The sequence below is a fragment of the Curtobacterium salicis genome (assembly GCF_011759505.1).
Classification (GTDB): Bacteria; Actinomycetota; Actinomycetes; order Actinomycetales; family Microbacteriaceae; genus Curtobacterium; species Curtobacterium salicis.
Genome location: NZ_JAAOYO010000003.1, coordinates 133,975 through 151,178 on the forward strand (window position 1 = coordinate 133,975; position 17,204 = coordinate 151,178).

The following is a 17,204-nucleotide window of genomic DNA, read 5'->3' on the forward strand; positions in this document are numbered from 1 at the left end:
GGACACAACTCGGCGCGCGTGCGCCACATCCTGTCCGCAGGGCCGAGGCTCGGCGCAGCAGCAGCGGCGGCAGCCCCGGCTAGCGCAGGCGGCGCTCGGCCGCCTCGACCACGTTCTTCATGAGCATGGCGCGCGTCATCGGGCCGACGCCGCCGGGGACCGGCGACAGGAACCCGGCGACCTCCGCCACGGCCGGGTCGACGTCGCCGCGGAGGCGCGCCTTGCCGGTCTCCTCGTTGACGACCCGGGTGATGCCGACGTCGATCACGGCCGCACCGGGCTGCACCCAGTCCGGCTTGACGAGTCCGGCGACCCCGGCGGCCGCGATGACGATGTCGGCACGGCGGCACTCGGCCGCGACGTCCGCGGTCAGGGAGTGCGTGAGCGTGGCGGTCGCCTCGAGTCGGGTCAGGAGCAGCCCGAGGGGACGTCCGACCGTGAGGCCCTGGCCGATGATCGTCACGTGCTTCCCGCGGATCGGGATGTCGTACGCACGCAACATCTCGACGATGCCGCGCGGGGTGCACGGGAGAGGCGCGTCGATGGTGCCCGCGCCTCCCGGAACGGCGAGCACGAGCTCCCCGAGGTTCGTCGGGTGCAGACCGTCGGCGTCCTTCGACGGGTCCATCAGCTCGAGCATCGGGGTGGGGTCGATGCCCTCCGGCAGCGGGAGCTGCACGATGAACGCCGTGACCCGGGGGTCGTCGTTCATCTGCAGGATCGCGGCGCGGATGTCGGCGGCCGATGCGGTCGCGGGCAGGTCCAGGCGGATCGACTCGATGCCGATCTGCGCGGAGTCCCGGTGCTTGCCGGCCACGTAGGACAGCGAGCCGGCGTTCTCGCCGACCAGGATCGTGCCGAGGCCCGGGTGGATGTCGTGCTCGTGCAGGCGGTCGACGCGGAGGCGCAGCTCCTCGAGGGTGCGAGCGGCGAGGGCGGTGCCGTCGATGCGGACGGCACTGCCCTCACCCGCCCAGCGCTCGGTCGGGAGCGGGGCGGGGGTGCTCACGCGTACAGCGGGAAGGCGTCGGTCAGGGTCTTCACCCGGGCCGAGAGCGCCGCGACGTCGGGGTTCGGCATCAGCGTCAGCGCGATGATGTCCGCGACCTCGGCGAACTCGGCGTCGCCGAACCCGCGGGTGGCCAGCGCCGACGTGCCGATGCGGACACCCGAGGTGACCATCGGCGGACGCGGGTCGAACGGCACGGAGTTGCGGTTCACGGTGATGCCGACCTCGTGCAGGAGGTCCTCGGCCTGCTTGCCGTCCACCTCGGACGTGCGCAGGTCGACGAGCACCAGGTGCACGTCGGTGCCGCCGGTGAGGACGTCGATGCCCGCGGCCTTCGCGTCCGGCTGCGTCAGACGTGCTGCGAGGGCCTGGGCACCGCGGATGGTGCGCTCCTGGCGGTCCTTGAACTCCGGGGTGCCGGCGAGGAGGAACGCGGTGGCCTTCGCTGCGATGACGTGCATGAGCGGGCCACCCTGCTGCCCCGGGAACACGGCCGAGTTCAGCTTCTTGAACAGCGTCTCGTCGTTGGACAGGATGATGCCCGAGCGGGGGCCGGCGAGGGTCTTGTGCACGGTCGAGGAGACGACGTGCGCGTGCGGGACCGGCGACGGGTGCAGGCCCGCAGCGACCAGCCCGGCGAAGTGGGCCATGTCGACCCAGAGCTTCGCGCCGACCTCGTCCGCGATCTCGCGGAACTTCGCGAAGTCCAGCTGACGCGGGTACGCCGACCACCCGGCGATGAGGACCTTCGGCTGGTGCTCGATGGCCTTGGCGCGGATGTCGTCGTAGTCGACCTCGAAGGTCTCCGGGTCGACGCCGTACGAGACGGCGTTGTAGATCCGGCCGGAGAAGTTGAGCTTCATGCCGTGGGTGAGGTGGCCACCGTGGGCGAGCTCGAGGCCGAGGATGGTGTCCCCGGCGGAGGCGATGGCGTGCAGGACGGCGGCGTTCGCGGTCGCGCCGGAGTGCGGCTGGACGTTGGCGTACGCGGCACCGAACAGGGCCTTGGCACGGTCGATGGCGAGCTGCTCGGCGACGTCGACGAACTCGCAGCCGCCGTAGTAGCGCTTGCCGGGGTAGCCCTCGGCGTACTTGTTCGTCAGGACGGAGCCCTGGGACTCGAGGATCGCGCGCGGCACGAAGTTCTCGGACGCGATCATCTCGAGGAAGTCACGCTGACGGCCGAGCTCCTGCTGCAGGACGGCGGCGATCTCCGGGTCGACCTCGGACAGGGGGGCGTTGAAGGAAGACTGCGTCGCTGCGGGCGACAGGTCGGTGATGGACACGGGACTCCTCGTTGTCTGGCGCGCCGGAGCGCGACACCGCCGAGCAGACGCACGACGGGGTGGACGATTGGTTGCGGCCCAGGCGTACGGCCGCGCACCGTGTCAGGTGTCGCTCCCCGATGGTGACCCATCCAACGCCAGTCGCGACCCCTCGATCGTACCGAGGCCACCGGTTCGTGTCACCCTTGACTCCATGACCATGCTGAGTCCGGACGTCGACGAGCGGACCTCGGTGCGTGCGGACGTCCCGTGGACGACCGTGGTGTGGGACGACCCGGTCAACCTGATGTCGTACGTCACCTACGTCTTCGAGTCCTACTTCGGCTTCCCCCGCGCGAAGGCCGAGCGTCTGATGCACCAGGTCGACTCCGACGGCCGGGCGATCGTCGCGACCGGGCACCGCGAGGAGATGGAACGCCACGTGGAGGCCATGCACGGGTACGGCCTGCAGGCGACCGTTGACCGGGCCCCGGCCGCGTGATCCCGTTCGTCCGCCGCGCCGACGGCGTGCACCTCGGCCTGGCCTCCGGCGAGCGCGCCGTCCTCACCTCACTGGTCGAGCAACTGCGCCAGGTCCTCGACCACGACCTGGCGACGGACCCGGTGGCGGTCCGGATGTTCCCGGACGCGTACCCGGAGGACGACGAGGCCAGCGCCGAGTTCCGCCGCTACACGCAGGAGGACCTGCGGAGCGCCAAGTCCGCGAACGCCGCCGTCGTCCACGAGTGGCTGACGGGTGCTCGCGACGGTGCGCTGACCCGGTCGGACGAGCAGGCGTGGCTCCGGTCGCTGACGGACCTGCGGCTGACGATCGCGGACCGGCTCGGCATCGTCGACCGGGCGACGGCCGACAACGGGCTGGACGGGGACGACGGCAGCGTCGGGCTGCGGGACGTCTACGACTGGCTCGGCTACGTGCAGGAGCACCTGGTCGTCACGATCTCCGCACGCTGACGGGGTCCCCCACGGGCGCGTCTGACGGACGGGAGGCGCGCCACACGGCCGTCCCGCGCCTCCCGTCCGTCGCCTCCCGGTTCAGCACCCCGCGCGTCAGCGCCCCAGCAGCTCCCGCCGGTGCGCCCGCGCCCACCCGGACAGCGGCGTCGCCGGGGTGCCGGTGATCCGCTCGACCTCGTGGGTGAGCACGTCGACCCCGTCGAGACCGCGCCGCGCGACCACGCCGAACTGCTGCCGGAGTCCCTCGGCCTGCCACCCGGGCATCCCGGTCAGACGGAGCATGCCGCCGAAGACCCGGCTCGGCAGGTGCAGGTAGTGCACGGGACGCCTCAATCCGGTGGCGAGTTCCCGGGCGACGCCGCGACCGTCGAGCAGTGCCGGCCCGGTCAGGACGGGTTCGTCGCCGTGGTGGACGCCGGCCAGCAGGACGGTGCTGGCGACGCGGGCGATGTCGAGCGTGTCGATCCACCCGATGACACCGTCGCCCATGGTCTGCGGGAACACCCCGCGGCGGATCGCGGGTCCGGAGGGCACCAGGTTCGTCATGAAGCCGGACGGGTGCAGGATCGTCCGTTCCAGGCCGCTGGCCCGGACGGCGCGGTCGATCCGCCAGATGGCGCTGGCCCAGGGCATCGACGAGTGTTCGGCCGCGTCCCCGCCGGAGAGCTGCACGACCGCGCGGACCCCGGCGGCCCGGGCTGCGTGGACCGCGGTGATGCCGTGCTCCGCCTGGCGTTCGGTGGCCGCGGTGACGAGGAACAGCTGGTCGACGCCCTCGAGGGCGGTGGTGAGGGCCTCGCCGTCGTCCATGTCGGCGAGGCGGGCGTCGATGCCGCGGTCGCGGAAGGTCCGGACCTGGTCGGGGCGGCGGACGACGGCGCGGACGTCGGCACCGGCGGCGTGCAGCATCTCGATGGACTTGCCGCCGACGTCGCCGGTCGCGCCGGTGACTGCGATGGTGTCGCTCATGGTTCCTCCTGGTCGTGCGGTGTGCACGCGGGGTCTGGGCGCGTGGCATTCGGTATCAGCTTTCTGATACTGAACGGTACGCCGTACGATCGACGGGTGCCCCGGGAGTTCTCAGCGACGCGAGACGACGTCGACGCCATCGCCGCGTGGACCGTGATCCGGGCCGCGCGCGAACTCGCCCGTCGTCTGGCGACGGAGCTGGACCCGCTCGGCCTCACCCCGGTCGAGTTCGGCGTCCTCGTCCAGCTCGCCGCGGCCGACGGGCTCAGTCAGGCCGACCTCGCACGGGCCGTCGGCGTCCGGCCGCAGAGCATGACACCGCTCGTCAGCGGGCTCGACGACCGCGGGCTGCTCGACCGCGGCGCCGAACGCGGGCGCGGCCGGCTCTCCCGGATCCGACTCACAGCCGCGGGCCGCGACCTGCTGGGCCGGGCGTACCCGGTCGTGCGCGCGAGCAACCGGTGGTTCGGCGACGACGCGGACACCAGCGCCCTGGTCACGACGCTCCGCCCCCTGCTCGGTGACGCCAGCGACCCGGTCGACGCCCCGGTACCCTGAACCGGTGACCGACCCGCTGCCCGAGAACCCCACGCACTGGACCCTCACGCTGGTCTGCGACGACCAGCCGGGGATCGTGCACGCCGTGTCCGGGGCCGTCGTGGCCGCCGAGGGCAACATCACCGAGTCGCAGCAGTTCTCGAGCGCCGACACGAACACGTTCTTCATGCGGCTGCAGGTCATGGCGCCCGTCGACCGCCAGACCTTCCAGGAGGCCCTGGCCCCGGTCGTCGAGCGCTACGGCATGCGCGTCCAGCTCGACGTCGTCGGCCGCCCGATGCGCACGCTCGTGCTGGTGTCGAAGGCCGGGCACTGCCTCAACGACCTGCTCTACCGACAGCGCGGCGGTCAGCTGCCGATCGACGTGCCCCTCGTGCTGGCCAACCACCCCGACCTCGCCGAACTCGCATCGTTCTACTCGGTGCCGTTCGAACACCGGCCCGTCACCGACGCCGACAGCAAGGCCGCGATGGAGCAGCGGATCCTCGACGCGGTCGACGAGCACGACATCGAGCTCGTCGTCCTCGCGCGGTACATGCAGATCCTCTCCCCCGAGCTCTGCGCAGCACTCCGTGGTCGAGCCGTCAACATCCACCACTCGTTCCTGCCCGGGTTCAAGGGCGCCAACCCCTACCGGCAAGCGCACGCCCGCGGCGTCAAGCTCATCGGCGCGACCGCCCACTTCGTCACGAGCGACCTGGACGAGGGCCCGATCATCGAGCAGAACGTCGTCCGCGTGGACCACACGAAGGAACCGGCCGAACTCGTGTCCATCGGCCAGGACGAGGAGTCCCGCACCCTCACCCAGGCCGTGCGCTGGATCGCCGAGGACCGCGTGCTCCTCGACGGCGCCCGCACGATCATCTTCAAGTAGGTCCCGTCATGCGCGACGCACCCCGCAGCCCGGTCGACCCCGGCGACGACCACGTCCCGACGACCCCGGCGACCCCGCAGCGACGGGTCGACGCGTGGGGTGTCCTCCGCTTCCTGGTCTGCGCCTTCGGCCTGCTGTCCCTGGCCTACTGGGGGTACCTGACCTGGCCGTACCCGTTCCCGGCGCTGTTCTTCATCGTCGGCGCCCCGCTGTTCGCCGCCCTGGTCTGGTACTTCTTCCGCTCCCCGCACTCGCCGATCGAGACCGACGTCGTCGGCAAGACCATCGTCGAGGTCGCCCTCGTCGTCGCGGCCGGCGCCACCTGGATCTCCCTCGGGCACCCGGCCGTCGGGCTCGTGTTCGTCGTCGTCGCCGCGGTGAGCGGGATCGTCACGTTCCGCCGGGAGACCGCATGAGCGACACCGCACAGGAGGCACGCACCACCCTGGTCCGTGCCGCCCGCCTGGTCGACGTGGCCGGCCCCGTGACGGACGCGTGGCTGCTCGTGGGCGGCGACACGATCCTCCAGGCCGGGACGGGAGCCGCTCCGGACGCCGACGCCGTCGTGGACCTCGGCGACGCGACCCTGGTGCCCGGGTCCATCGACCTGCACGGCCACGGCGGCGCGACCCAGGCCTACGAGGACGACGACTTCAGCGCAGCCCTGGCGGCACACCGCGCGCACGGCACCACCCGGTCGGTGGTGAGCCTCGTCGCGAACCCGCTGCCGGAACTCGCGCGGTCGCTCGGTCGGATCCGCGACGTGATGGCGACCGACCCCCTCGTGCTCGGTGCGCACCTCGAGGGGCCGTTCCTGTCGCCGGACAACAAGGGCGCCCACAACGAGGACTTCCTCGTCGCCCCGACGCCCGCGGCCGTCGACGCGCTGCTCGCCGCCGGCGAGGGTGTCCTCCGCCAGGTGACGATCGCCCCCGAGCTGCCCGGTGCGCTCGACGCGGTCCGCCGGTTCGTCACCGCCGGGGTGACCGTCGCCGTCGGGCACACCGTCGGGACGTACGAGCAGGCACGTGCCGCGTTCGACGCCGGCGCGACCGTCCTGACGCACGCGTTCAACGCGATGCCGGGGCTGCACCACCGTCGCCCCGGGCCGATCGGCGCCGCGGTGGAGGACGAGCGGGTGACCCTCGAACTCATCCTCGACGGGGTGCACGTGCACCCGGCTGCCGCGCGGATGCTGATGCGCGCCGCCCCGGGTCGGGTCGCGCTCATCACGGACGCGATGGGTGCTGCGGGCGCGGCGGACGGCCCCTACCGGCTCGGCTCGCTCGACGTCACCGTGACGGACGGCGTCGCCCGCGTCGCCGGGACGGACACGATCGCCGGTTCGACCCTCACGCAGGACGTCGCCCTGCGGAACGCGGTCCAGCTCGCGGGGCAGTCGCTCCCCGACGCCGTGGCGGCCCTGACGAGCGTGCCGGCCCGGGCCCTCGGACTCGGGGACCGGTTCGGTCGGCTCGCACCGGGGTACGCGGCGGACCTCGTCGCGCTGTCACCGGCGCTCCAGGTGCTGCGGGTGTGGGGCGGCGGACAGCCGCTCGATCAGTAGCCCTTGCCCTGCCGGTCGTCCCGGCTCCTCGACGGGTCGGCGAGGAGACCGCACGTCGGTATGGTCGAGCCGTGCCCCGACCCCGACTCGTGATCCTGGTGCCCCTGGTCGCCACCGTCCTCGCTGCCGTGGTGACCGCGGTCGCCGCCGCGGCCGCCAACCCCTTGCCGGTCGTCCCGTGGTCCGGTCGGTACCCGGACGAGCTGGTCCTGACCATGTCCCAGTACGAGACGCTGACCACGGCGCGGCTCGTCGGACAGATCGCCGCGGTCGCGACGACCGTGCTCGCCGTCGCGACGGTGTGGGCACTGGTCCGGGCGGTCGTCCGGCGTCGACACAGCGGCAGCACTGCCCCGCGCGAGCCGATCGCCTGACCCGGCGCCAGCGGCCCTGGCGGCGGGTGGCGCGGCGCTAGCGACCCTGGCTGCGGGTGGCGCGGCGCTAGCGACCCTGGCTGCGGGTGGCGCGGCGCTGTGCGATGACGCCCTGCACCGCCCACACGACGAGTCCGACCAGGACGACGAGCATCCCGCCGAGGACCAGCGCACCGGCTCCGATGTCCCCCGCCGGGGTGGTCGCGTTGCGGCACCAGCCGACCACGACCATCACGACCCCCCAGGCGACGACGACCATGCCGACGAGGGTGACGGGGCGACGACGCTGCATGGCACGAACAGTAGCGCGGGTCGGAGCAGCGGATCGCCTCGGCCGCTGCGTGACACTGCATGACGCCCCCGCGACCCCACTCCGACCGCGCTGCATAGGCTCCGGACACCGGTGGACCCGCTGCCGGACCCTCCGGAGGATCCCCATGCCCCAGCAGTCCCTCGCCGAGCAGGTCGCCACGTTCAACGACGGGTTCACCGCGCAGATCGGCCCCGAGCTCAGCGCCGTCTTCGACCAGGAGCAGGCTGACCTGCGCGAGGCCGGGGTGCCGACCGGGGCCGCCGACGTCGGGACCCAGGTGCCGGACGCAGCACTCCTGACCCCGAGTGGCGCGTCGACCTCGTTGGCCACCGAAGTCGGCGGCGAGCCGGCGGTCATCGTCTTCTACCGCGGCGCCTGGTGCCCGTACTGCAACCTGACGCTGCGGACGTACCAGCAGGACCTGCTGCCGGAACTCGAGGCCCGCGGGGTGCGACTGCTCGCGATCTCGCCGCAGACGCCGGAGGGCTCGGAGCTCGCGATCGCCAACGGGGAGCTCGCGTTCCCGGTGCTCTCGGACCCGGGCAACGCGCTCGCGGCCGCGCTCGGCATCGTCACCGCGCCCAGTTCCCCGGCCCGGGAGGCGCACACCGCGCTCGGCTTCGACGTCGCGGACAGCAACGCCGACGACACCGCAGGGATCCCGTTCCCCTCCGTGTTCCTGGTCGACGGGGACCGGGTCGTGCGCTTCGCCGACGTGCACGTCGACTACACGACGCGGACCGAGGTGCCGGAGATCCTCGCCGCGATCACGCGCGTCGCCGGGTAGCGGCAGCTGCGGCGGCAGCGGCAGCGGCGGACGACCGAGACCCGGACCGGGCCGCGGGCCGACCGCCCGCGACCTACCGGTCCCGCGGCCTACCGGTCCTGCGGCCGATCCCGAGGCGCGGTCGCCCACTCGGTGTCCGGCGTCGATCCGACCCGGAGCGACAGCGTGCCACCGCGGTTCACGAACGAGGCCGGCACCCACGACTTCGTCAGCGTGCGACCGTCGAGTCGGGCACCCTGCACGTACTGGTCGGTGCCCGAGGACCGGATGACGATCCGCTGCCCGCTCGCCCGACGGATGTCGACCGTGCTGAACGTCGGACTGCCGATGAGCATCTCGGCGCGGCCCGGCGCCTGCGGGAACAGGCCGATCGAAGCGAAGACGTACCAGGCGCTCATCGTGCCGAGGTCGTCGTTGCCGGGCAACCCACCGGGCCCGGTGCCGTACGCGTCGTCGACGACCCGGCGGACGGTCTCCTGCGTCTTCCACGGCTGGCCGAGCGCGTTGTACATCCACGGCGTGTGGATGTCCGGCTCGTTGGTCGGGTCGAACTTCGTCGCGTCGCCGCCGGTCACTGCGAAGGCGCCGGAAGCGTCGTGGAAGAAGGCGTCGAGTCGGGCGACCGCGGCCTCGTCACCGCCGAGGGCGGCGGACAGGCCGCTGACGTCCTGCGGCACGAGCCACGTGTACTGCGCGCTGGTGCCCTGCGCGAAGCCGGTGCCGGTCGACGGCGTCCACCCAGGCGTCCACGACCCGTCGGCCTGGCGTGCGGCCTGGTACCCGACGGCCGGGTTGAACGTGTTCTTCCAGTACGCACCTCGCGCGGCGAACATCCGGGCGTCGGAGCGGAGTCCGAGTGCGGCGGCCCAGGAGCCGAGGGCGCTGTCCGAGATCGAGTCCTCGAGCGTCTCGGCCGCACCACCCCAGCAGTGGCAGTCGTCGTTCGCCGCGTACTGCCGCTGCAGGTACTGGTCGAGCGCGGGTCGCTGCGCGAGGCACTGCCCCGGGCACCCGATGTCGCTGAGCGCGTCGGCGTTCTGGACCGTGGCCTGGTGCCGCAGCGACTGGTAGGCGGCACGGACGTCGAAGTTCCGGACACCCATGGCGTACCAGGTGGCCAGGGTCGCGGCCGAGGGGTCGCCGGTCATCACGTGCGTCGGCGCTCCGAGGTGCAACCACCGGTCCCAGATCCCGCCGTTCTGCTGGGCGAACCGCAGCATCGACTGCGCCATGTCCCCGGCGACGTCCGGCCGCAGCAGCGCGAGCAGCTGGATCTGCGCCCGGTACTGGTCCCAGCCGGAGTAGGTGCCGTAGACGGCCGCGTGCCCGCGGTCGAGGCGGTGCACCCGCATGTCCGGCCCGAGGTACCGTCCGTCGCGGTCGTTCAACGTGTTCGGCTGCATGAGCGCGTGGTACACGGACGTGTACAGCTGGGCGGTCCGGTCCGCGGTGCCGCCGCCGACCCGGATGCGTGACAGTTCGCGGTTCCAGGAGGCCCGGGTCGCCGCCGCCACACTGCTGACGCTCGCGTGCTTCCGCACCTCGGCGTCGCGGTTCGCGACGGCGCCCGCGGCGCTGACGTACGAGATGCCGATCCGGGCGTGCACGGTGGCGCCGCGACGCGCGTCGAAGCCGACCCATGCGCCGGAGCCGCGTCCGGCACGGTCGGCGCCGGTCAGGTAGCCCTCCCCACCGGAGGCGTGCGTGCCTCCCGGCTGGACGGTCCCGTCCTTCCAGGTGCCGGTCGTCGTGAAGTCGCGGTCGAAGGTGGCGGTGAAGAACAGGCGGTAGTAGCTGCGGCGGTCGGGGTTGGTGGCGCCGCCTCCGTTGCCGCGGCGGCTGCAGAAACCGCCGGTCAGGACGCTGCCACTGACGGTCCGGGTGCGGGCGTCGACGCGGGTGTCGGCGGCCTCGCTGCCGTTGATCGAGTTCGAGGTGCGGAACAGCAGGTTCGCGGCCTGCCCGGCCGGGAACCGGAACTCGCCGATGCCGGCGCGGGTGCTGACCGCCAGGTCGGTGCGGACGCCGTTGTCGAGCTGGACGGCGTAGCGGCCGGGGCTCGCGGACTCCTGGTCGTGGGAGTAGCCGGCGGCGTAGACCGCGTCGGTCGTGTCGGCGGACGGCGAGCCGGTCACCGGCGTGGTGATCGGCATGATCGGCACGTCGCCCGCGGCTCCGGGAGCGCAGCCGGCCCCGTTGAGGTGGGTGAGGCTGAACCCGCGCAGGCGGTTGACGTCGTACGAGTAGCCGTTCGCGACCGGGGTCGAGGTCTGGTCGCCCGTCGTGCCGGTCGGGCTCCACTGCATCATCCCGAAGGGCGCGGTCGCGCCCGGCCAGGTGTTGCCGTCGTGGCTGGTCCCGATGAACGGGTCGACCGAGGCGGCGGGGTCCCTGACGAGCCGGGAGGCCGTGCTCGCCTCGGTCGTAGAGGCTGCGGACGCGGGGGCTGCGGTCGCGGGGGCTGCGGGGGCGGTCACCAGCCCGGTGCCGAGCAGCGCGGCGATCGTGGCCGCTGCGGCGAGCGGGACCGGACGGAAGGGCGGGCGACGGTGCACGCGGGAGCGGTTCACGAGGGCGACGGTAGACCCCTCGGTCGGGGGACGCACGCGGTGTCACGGAGCGGTCGGGTCGTGTTCACGTGGTGGTCGCCTGGGCCGGCCCTGGTCGGCTGCCCGCCTTGGTCGGCGGCCCGCCCTGGTCGGTGCCGGCCCTGGCCGGTTGCTGGCGCTGGTCGTTGCCTGGCCCTGGTCGGCTGCGGTGCGTCCTGCGAGGATGACCCACATGAGCGTCATGGTCTCCGTGTTCGATGCCCGCCGGACCCGCACGAGCGAGAAGTACACCGTGTACGACGCGGACGTGCTGCCGATGTTCGTCGCGGAGATGGACTGTGCCCTCGCCGAACCGGTGCGGGACGCCCTGGTCCGAGCGGTCACCGACGGGGCCACCGGGTACGTCGGGCACGGCCGGGCGCTGCCCGAGGCGTTCGCCGACTTCGCCGCCGACCGGTGGGGCTGGGCGGTCGACCCGGACCTGGTGCGCACCACGACCGACGTCTCCGTCGCGGCGGTCGAGACACTCCGCCGGGTGATCGAGCCCGGCGACCAGGTCGTCATCATGCCGCCCGTGTACGCGCCGTTCTGGGACTACGTGACCGAGGCGGGCGGGTCCGTCACCGAGGTGCCGCTCCTGGCCCCGGCCGGCACCGCCGACCCCTACGACACGACGGCCGGGTGGCGGATGGACCTCGACGGCGTCCGGCAGGCGTTCGCCGAGGGCGCCCGGACGGTGCTGCTCTGCAACCCGCACAACCCCCTCGGCCTGGTGCACGACCGGGAGTCGCTGGTGGCACTCGCCCGGCTCGCAGCGGAGTGGGACGCGGTCGTGGTGTCGGACGAGATCCACGCGCCGCTCGTGCACGCCGACGCGACCTTCACGCCGTTCCTCGACTGCTGCCCGGAGGCCGCCGCACTCGGGGTCGCGCTGACCAGCGCGAGCAAGGCGTGGAACACGGCCGGGACGAAGTGCGCCCTGATGGTCGGTGCCTCGGACCGGGCTCGGGCGTGGTTCGACGGGATGCCGACCGAGGTCGTCGAGCGCACCGGGATCCTCGGGTACACCGCGAGCGTCGCCGCGTTCTCCGAGGGCGGGCCGTGGCTGGCGTCGCTGCTCGCCGAACTCGCGGCGAACCGACGGATCCTGGCCGAGGAGCTCGGGGCGGCGTTGCCGGGGGCGGGGTACCGGCAGCCGCAGGCGTCGTACCTGGCGTGGCTCGACCTCCGTGCCCTGCCGTGGGGTGACGACCCGGCGCTCCGGCTGGTGGACGAGGCGAAGGTGGCGCTGTCGAACGGGCGGGACTTCGGGCGGCAGGGCATCGGGCACGCCCGGCTCAACTTCGGCTGCTCCGAGGACACCCTCCGCGAGGGGCTCACGCGCCTGGCTGCCGCCCGCTGACCCCCGCAAAACGCAACGTCGGCGGCTACACGCAACGGAGTACCGCTGCGAGGAACCGCCGACGTTGCGTTTTGCGGGGGGCTACTCGAAGCGCTGCCACGAAGGCTTGTTGGCGTACGTGTAGCGGTAGTAGTCGGCGAGACGGAGGCCGGCGGCGGCTTCCTCGTCGACGACGACCGTGGCGTGCTCGTGCAGCTGCAGCGCGGAACCCGGCACGAACGACGACAGCGGCCCCTCGACCGCGGCGGCGATCGCGTCCGCCTTCGCCGAGCCCTGGGCGACGAGGACGAGCTCGCGGGCCTCGAGGATCGTGCCGAGCCCCTGCGTCATGCAGTGCGTCGGCACCTGGTCGGGCGAGTCGAAGAAGCGGGCGTTCGCCTCTCGTGTGGACGGCGCGAGGGTCTTGATGCGGGTGCGGGACGCGAACGACGACGTCGGCTCGTTGAACCCGATGTGCCCGTTCGCCCCGATGCCGAGGATCTGCACGTCGACCCCGCCGGCCGCCCGGATCGCGGCGTCGTACTCCTTCGCGGCGAACGCCAGGTCCCCGGCGCGTCCGTCCGGCACGCGGACCCGGCTGGGGTCGAAGCCGAGCGGGCCGACGACGTCGCGGGCGATGACGCTGGCGTACGACTCCGGGTGCTCGAGCGGGATGCCGACGTACTCGTCGAGCGCGAACCCGCGGGCCTGCGCGAACGACAGCTCGCCGGCCTCGACGCGACGCCGCAGGTCGGCGTAGATGCCCTCGGGGCTCGACCCCGTGGCGAGTCCGACGACCGCGGACGGCTTCTCCGTGACGACCGACGCGATCTTGGCCGCGGCGACGCGACCGACCTCCGCCGGAGTGGGCAGGATGATGATCTCCACGCCGTCAGCCTACTGGTCATGACCAGTGCGCGACAGGGGCGTCGGCAGCGGGAGCGCCCGGTAGCGTGGCGGCATGCCCACCCCCGACTTCGTCCTGTCCCTGCGCGAGAAGGTCGGCACCGAGCTGCTCTGGCTGACCGGCGTCACCGCGGTCGTCACCCGCGGCGAGGGCGACGACCGGGAACTCCTCGTGGTCCGCCGTGCCGACAACGGTGCGCTGACCCCGGTCACCGGCATCGTCGACCCGGGCGAGGAACCGGCCGTCGCCGCCGAGCGCGAGGTCCTCGAAGAAGCCGACGTCGTCGCCGTCGCCGAACGCCTCGCATGGGTGCAGACACTCGAACCGATGACCTACCCGAACGGCGACCGCGCCCAGTACATGGACCTCGTCTTCGCCTGTCGCTGGGTCTCCGGCGCCCCGTACCCGGCCGACGGCGAGAACACCGAGGCGTTCTGGGCGCCGGTCACGAGCCTCCCGGACATGCCCGAGAACATGCGCCGGCGGGTCGACGCGGTCCTGGCGGACGAGGTCGCGGCGCGCTTCCAGCGCTGACCGGCCGGGAGGCGCGGTGCCAGGCCGCCACGGGCCTCCCGTCCGCGTCCCCCGACGTTCCGGGCGCAGCGACAGTCCACGCGTCTGGTCGCGCGTGGACCGTCGCTCAGCGCGGAACTCCGTCGCGGCTACACGAGCGGTGCGACCGCCACGGGGGCACCGAGCAACCGGACCGCCACGGGGTCGCCCGACGTGCGCCGGTCGCCGACCTCGTGCTGGACGGTGACGATCGTGTCGTCGTCGAGTCGGACGGTGGTGCGCCGGATCGACCCGAGGAAGCTCGAGGAGACGACGGTGCCGGTGACGCCCTCGGGAGCGAAGGCGATGTCCTCCGGTCGGACGTACGCGAGCACCGGGCCGTCCGCCACGGTGGGGTCGAGTGCGGGGACCCGGAACCCGTACACGAACACGTCCTCGCCGCGCAGGTCCCCGCCGAGTCGGTTCGACTGCCCGACGAAGTCCGCCGTGAACGCCGACCTCGGCGAGCGGTAGAGCTCCTCCGGTGTGCCGATCTGCTCGATGTCGCCCGCGTTCATCACCGCGATCCGGTCGGAGACGGCGAGCGCCTCCTCTTGGTCGTGCGTGACGAACACCGTCGTGATGCCGAGGTCGGTCTGGATGCGGCGGATCTCCTCGCGCAGCGACACCCGGACCTTGGCGTCGAGGGCGGAGAGCGGCTCGTCCAGCAGCAGCACCCGGGGGCGGGTGACGAGGGCACGAGCCAGGGCCACGCGCTGCTGCTGCCCGCCGGAGAGCTGGTGCGGGAAGCGGTCGGCGAAGTCGCCCAGGTGCACCATGTCGAGCGCGTCGATGACCCGGGACTTCCGCTCGGTCGACGGCACCCTGCGCATCTCGAGGCCGAACGCCACGTTCTGTCGCACCGTCATGTGCGGGAACAGCGAGTACTGCTGGAAGACCATCCCCATGTCACGCTTGTTCGCGGGGGTGTTCGCCACGTCCTCGCCGTCGATGCGGATCGCGCCGGCGTCGATCGCCTCGAGCCCCGCGAGCGCCCGGAGCGCGGTCGTCTTCCCGCAGCCCGAGGGACCGAGGAGCGACAGGAACTCACCCGGCTCGACGCGCAGGGACAAGCCGGCGAGTGCCCGGTGGGTGCCGTAGCGCTTCTCGACGGCGTCGAGCTCGACGACCGCGCCGGTGCCGGAGAGGGACGCGGGGGCCGCGGGTGCGGTGGTGGTCATGCGGGGTCCTTCGGGTGGGGTCGACGGACGCGCGTGCGGCGCTGCCCGATCCGGCCGATGGCGACGAGCAGCACGAAGCCGAAGACCAGGGCGCCGAGCGAGAAGATCGCTGCGACGTACGGGTCGGTCCCCTGCACGAGGAGCAGTGCCGTCTGGAAGGTGGTGCGGGAGAGGAACGACGCCAGGGTGTACTCGCCCAGGACGACCGTGATCGTGAGGAAGCACGCGGCGAGGATCCCCCGCCGCAGGTTCGGCAGGAGCACGCGCCAGGTCACCGTCCACCACGAGGCGCCGAGGGAGCGTGCGGCCTCGGTCAGCGTGATGAGGTCCATCGCCGTGATCGCGGCGGAGATCGGCCGGAAGGCGAACGGCAGCGCGATGATGCCGATGGCGAAGGACAGCGTCCAGGCGCCGGACCCGAAGACCCGGGCGACGACCTGGTACACCGGGACGAACCCGACGACGAGCACGACGACCGGCACGGTGATCGGCACCAGGCAGACGAACTCCAGGATGCGTCGGAGCCGCGGATGGTGCAGGGCGGTGATGACCTGTGCGGGCAGGAGCACGAGCAGGACGATCGCGACGGCGATGACCGCGATGAGGAGCGACGCCCCGAGGCCGTCGAACACCGGCTGGTAGGCGCCCGCGTTCGCCGGGTCCGCCAGGGCCGCGTAGTGCGCCGTCGTCAGGCTGCCGTCGGTGCCCTGGCGGAACGTGAACTGGGCCAGCGCGACCAGCGGCACGGCGAAGAGGAGTCCGACGACGACCAGGACGATCGCGGCGGTGACCCGTGACGGGGCCGCACCGAACTGCGGGACGCGGGCCGGGCCTCCCGTCCGGACGGAACGAGGCGGACGAGCCGGACGGGCCGGACGGGCTGGACGGGGCGGACGAGCCGGCGCGTCCGCGCTCATCGCTGCCACCGGGCCGCGCGGCGCTGCAGCAGCGAGTACGCACCCATCACGACCGCCATCACGACGACCATGCCGAGGGCCAGGACCCCGGCCACGTTCTGCAGGCCGATGATCGTCTCGCTGGTGAGCTGCGCGCGGATCGTCAACGGGACGATGCCGCCCTGCGAGATGAGCGCCGCGGCGGTCGCGAACGACGAGAACCCGTTCGCGAACAGCAGCAGGAGCGATCCCCAGAACGCCGGCGCGAGCACGGGCAGGGCCACACGGCGCCAGTAGGTGAGGCGCGAGGCCCCGAGCGTGGCGGCGGCCTCGCCCCACTGGGTCTTGACGCCCTCGAGTGCGGGCATGAACGTCAGGACCATGAGCGGTACCTGGAAGTAGACGTAGGGGATCACCAGGCCGGGCACCGTGTACAGGAAGGCTCCGTCGGCGTTGAGGTCCCAGTGGAACGTGGACACGAGCCAGGCCGTGACGAGTCCCTGGGTACCGATCGTCGCGATGAACGCGAACGCGAGCATCACGCCGCCGAACTGGGCCAGCACGCTGGCGGCGGAGTCGATCATCGAACGGACGATGCCGTCCGGCCGGAGCGCGGCGAGCGCCCAGCACACGAGCGCACCGACCACGGCACCGATCACGGCGGAGGCCGCGGACAGCCCGAACGAGCCACCGAAGGCCCGCAGCACGCTGGGGTCGCGGAACGCGGTCAGGTTCGCGAGCGTCAGGTGGCCCGACGCGTCGAAGAACCCGGATCCGACGGCGATGACCGCCGGGACGGCGAGGAAGAGCAGGACGTACGCGGCGAACGGGGTGAGGCCGAGCCACGCGATGCCGCCGCGGCGCCGGACGCGGGGTCCGGCGCCGCGGCTGGCGGTGGCATCGGCTGGCACGCTCGCGCGGGTCGCGGTCGCCTGCTCGCTCGTGACGAGCGTGGCGGCGGGCACCCCGGCGGTCGGGACCCCGGCGACCGGGACTCCGGCGGCCGGGACTCCGGCGGTGCCGGGCGCCGATGCGGTGGTCATG

The 17,204-nt window shown here is 72.8% G+C and carries 19 protein-coding genes and 1 riboswitch; of the genes, 10 read left to right on the top strand and 9 right to left on the bottom strand.

The genetic code is table 11. From position 1 onward, the window contains the following. Window positions 1-79: 79 nt before the first annotated feature. The gene (locus E9228_RS09140; RefSeq protein WP_166780286.1) at window positions 80-1,009 is read right to left on the bottom strand and encodes a tetrahydrofolate dehydrogenase/cyclohydrolase catalytic domain-containing protein; all 930 of its coding nucleotides are present in this window, start codon (window positions 1,007-1,009) and stop codon (window positions 80-82) included. Continuing rightward, window positions 1,006-2,295: a serine hydroxymethyltransferase gene (glyA, locus tag E9228_RS09145; RefSeq protein WP_425248375.1), complete on the bottom strand. Its 1,290-nt coding sequence runs from the start codon at window positions 2,293-2,295 to the stop codon at window positions 1,006-1,008. Before glyA ends, E9228_RS09140 begins: the two co-directional genes overlap by 4 nt. A gap of 69 nt (window positions 2,296-2,364) precedes the next feature. After that, window positions 2,365-2,450, bottom strand: a riboswitch (ZMP/ZTP riboswitch). A gap of 38 nt (window positions 2,451-2,488) precedes the next feature. Between glyA and clpS the strand changes: the two genes are divergently transcribed. After that, entirely contained in the window at window positions 2,489-2,776 is a 288-nt protein-coding gene (gene clpS, locus E9228_RS09150; protein WP_110903463.1) for an ATP-dependent Clp protease adapter ClpS, read from the top strand. After that, window positions 2,773-3,249, top strand: a complete 477-nt coding sequence (locus E9228_RS09155; RefSeq protein ID WP_166780287.1) for a DUF2017 family protein — start codon at window positions 2,773-2,775, stop codon at window positions 3,247-3,249. The genes clpS and E9228_RS09155 overlap by 4 nt, the downstream gene beginning before the upstream one ends. 96 nt (window positions 3,250-3,345) lie before the next feature. On the opposite strand, the gene E9228_RS09160 is transcribed toward E9228_RS09155, so the two are convergent. Beyond that, window positions 3,346-4,221 carry an NmrA family NAD(P)-binding protein gene (locus E9228_RS09160; RefSeq protein WP_166780288.1) on the bottom strand — a complete coding sequence of 292 codons (876 nt, stop codon included), beginning with the start codon at window positions 4,219-4,221 and terminating at the stop codon, window positions 3,346-3,348. 96 nt (window positions 4,222-4,317) lie between these two features. Here E9228_RS09160 and E9228_RS09165 point away from each other — a divergent pair, with 96 nt between their 5' ends. The 5 genes from E9228_RS09165 (at window position 4,318) to E9228_RS09185 (ending at window position 7,594) form a co-directional block, all read left to right on the top strand. Continuing rightward, window positions 4,318-4,779, top strand: coding sequence for a MarR family transcriptional regulator (locus E9228_RS09165; protein ID WP_166780289.1), 462 nt, complete (start codon window positions 4,318-4,320; stop codon window positions 4,777-4,779). Window positions 4,780-4,783: 4 nt separating this feature from the next. Next, window positions 4,784-5,653, top strand: coding sequence for a formyltetrahydrofolate deformylase (gene purU, locus E9228_RS09170; RefSeq protein ID WP_341849850.1), 870 nt, complete (start codon window positions 4,784-4,786; stop codon window positions 5,651-5,653). Window positions 5,654-5,661: 8 nt separating this feature from the next. After that, window positions 5,662-6,069: a YrdB family protein gene (locus E9228_RS09175; RefSeq protein ID WP_166780290.1), complete on the top strand. Its 408-nt coding sequence runs from the start codon at window positions 5,662-5,664 to the stop codon at window positions 6,067-6,069. Beyond that, window positions 6,066-7,220 carry an N-acetylglucosamine-6-phosphate deacetylase gene (gene nagA / locus E9228_RS09180; RefSeq protein ID WP_166780291.1) on the top strand — a complete coding sequence of 385 codons (1,155 nt, stop codon included), beginning with the start codon at window positions 6,066-6,068 and terminating at the stop codon, window positions 7,218-7,220. The genes E9228_RS09175 and nagA overlap by 4 nt, the downstream gene beginning before the upstream one ends. A 71-nt stretch (window positions 7,221-7,291) precedes the next feature. Then, window positions 7,292-7,594: a hypothetical protein gene (locus tag E9228_RS09185; RefSeq protein ID WP_166780292.1), complete on the top strand. Its 303-nt coding sequence runs from the start codon at window positions 7,292-7,294 to the stop codon at window positions 7,592-7,594. Between the two features lie 67 nt (window positions 7,595-7,661). Here the strand turns inward: E9228_RS09185 and E9228_RS09190 are convergent, their stop codons facing one another. Further along, window positions 7,662-7,886, bottom strand: a complete 225-nt coding sequence (locus tag E9228_RS09190) for a hypothetical protein (RefSeq protein WP_166780293.1) — start codon at window positions 7,884-7,886, stop codon at window positions 7,662-7,664. Window positions 7,887-8,031: 145 nt separating this feature from the next. On the opposite strand from E9228_RS09190, the gene E9228_RS09195 reads away from it, so the two are divergent. Beyond that, window positions 8,032-8,694 carry a peroxiredoxin-like family protein gene (locus tag E9228_RS09195; RefSeq protein WP_166780294.1) on the top strand — a complete coding sequence of 221 codons (663 nt, stop codon included), beginning with the start codon at window positions 8,032-8,034 and terminating at the stop codon, window positions 8,692-8,694. Between the two features lie 89 nt (window positions 8,695-8,783). Here E9228_RS09195 and E9228_RS09200 read toward each other — a convergent pair whose 3' ends face one another. Beyond that, window positions 8,784-11,264, bottom strand: a complete 2,481-nt coding sequence (locus E9228_RS09200; protein ID WP_341849851.1) for a GH92 family glycosyl hydrolase — start codon at window positions 11,262-11,264, stop codon at window positions 8,784-8,786. 211 nt (window positions 11,265-11,475) lie between these two features. On the opposite strand from E9228_RS09200, the gene E9228_RS09205 reads away from it, so the two are divergent. Continuing rightward, window positions 11,476-12,645, top strand: coding sequence for a MalY/PatB family protein (locus tag E9228_RS09205; RefSeq protein ID WP_166780295.1), 1,170 nt, complete (start codon window positions 11,476-11,478; stop codon window positions 12,643-12,645). An 81-nt stretch (window positions 12,646-12,726) separates the two neighbouring features. Here the strand turns inward: E9228_RS09205 and nagB are convergent, their stop codons facing one another. Continuing rightward, window positions 12,727-13,512: a glucosamine-6-phosphate deaminase gene (nagB, locus tag E9228_RS09210; protein ID WP_166780296.1), complete on the bottom strand. Its 786-nt coding sequence runs from the start codon at window positions 13,510-13,512 to the stop codon at window positions 12,727-12,729. A gap of 73 nt (window positions 13,513-13,585) precedes the next feature. Between nagB and E9228_RS09215 the strand changes: the two genes are divergently transcribed. Next, entirely contained in the window at window positions 13,586-14,065 is a 480-nt protein-coding gene (locus E9228_RS09215) for an NUDIX hydrolase (RefSeq protein WP_166780297.1), read from the top strand. A 128-nt stretch (window positions 14,066-14,193) separates the two neighbouring features. Here the strand turns inward: E9228_RS09215 and E9228_RS09220 are convergent, their stop codons facing one another. The 3 genes from E9228_RS09220 to E9228_RS09230 are packed head-to-tail and all read right to left on the bottom strand — an operon-like array spanning window position 14,194 to window position 17,203. Then, entirely contained in the window at window positions 14,194-15,264 is a 1,071-nt protein-coding gene (locus tag E9228_RS09220; protein ID WP_166780298.1) for an ABC transporter ATP-binding protein, read from the bottom strand. Continuing rightward, the gene (locus tag E9228_RS09225) at window positions 15,261-16,181 is read right to left on the bottom strand and encodes an ABC transporter permease (protein ID WP_166780299.1); all 921 of its coding nucleotides are present in this window, start codon (window positions 16,179-16,181) and stop codon (window positions 15,261-15,263) included. The genes E9228_RS09220 and E9228_RS09225 overlap by 4 nt, the downstream gene beginning before the upstream one ends. Then, entirely contained in the window at window positions 16,178-17,203 is a 1,026-nt protein-coding gene (locus tag E9228_RS09230; protein ID WP_166780300.1) for an ABC transporter permease, read from the bottom strand. Before E9228_RS09230 ends, E9228_RS09225 begins: the two co-directional genes overlap by 4 nt. Between the last annotated feature and the right edge of the window lies 1 nt (window position 17,204).

Bases quoted from the DNA above. Each gene is read 5' to 3' on its own strand.
- E9228_RS09225 (WP_166780299.1), bottom strand. From the start codon at position 16,181: ATGAGCGCGGACGCGCCGGCTCGTCCGCCCCGTCCAGCCCGTCCGGCC.
- E9228_RS09205 (WP_166780295.1), top strand. From the start codon at position 11,476: ATGAGCGTCATGGTCTCCGTGTTCGATGCCCGCCGGACCCGCACGAGC.
- nagA (WP_166780291.1), top strand. From the start codon at position 6,066: ATGAGCGACACCGCACAGGAGGCACGCACCACCCTGGTCCGTGCCGCC.
- E9228_RS09230 (WP_166780300.1), bottom strand. From the start codon at position 17,203: ATGACCACCGCATCGGCGCCCGGCACCGCCGGAGTCCCGGCCGCCGGA.
- E9228_RS09190 (WP_166780293.1), bottom strand. From the start codon at position 7,886: ATGCAGCGTCGTCGCCCCGTCACCCTCGTCGGCATGGTCGTCGTCGCC.
- E9228_RS09195 (WP_166780294.1), top strand. From the start codon at position 8,032: ATGCCCCAGCAGTCCCTCGCCGAGCAGGTCGCCACGTTCAACGACGGG.
- E9228_RS09160 (WP_166780288.1), bottom strand. From the start codon at position 4,221: ATGAGCGACACCATCGCAGTCACCGGCGCGACCGGCGACGTCGGCGGC.
- E9228_RS09175 (WP_166780290.1), top strand. From the start codon at position 5,662: ATGCGCGACGCACCCCGCAGCCCGGTCGACCCCGGCGACGACCACGTC.
- clpS (WP_110903463.1), top strand. From the start codon at position 2,489: ATGACCATGCTGAGTCCGGACGTCGACGAGCGGACCTCGGTGCGTGCG.
- E9228_RS09215 (WP_166780297.1), top strand. From the start codon at position 13,586: ATGCCCACCCCCGACTTCGTCCTGTCCCTGCGCGAGAAGGTCGGCACC.
- E9228_RS09220 (WP_166780298.1), bottom strand. From the start codon at position 15,264: ATGACCACCACCGCACCCGCGGCCCCCGCGTCCCTCTCCGGCACCGGC.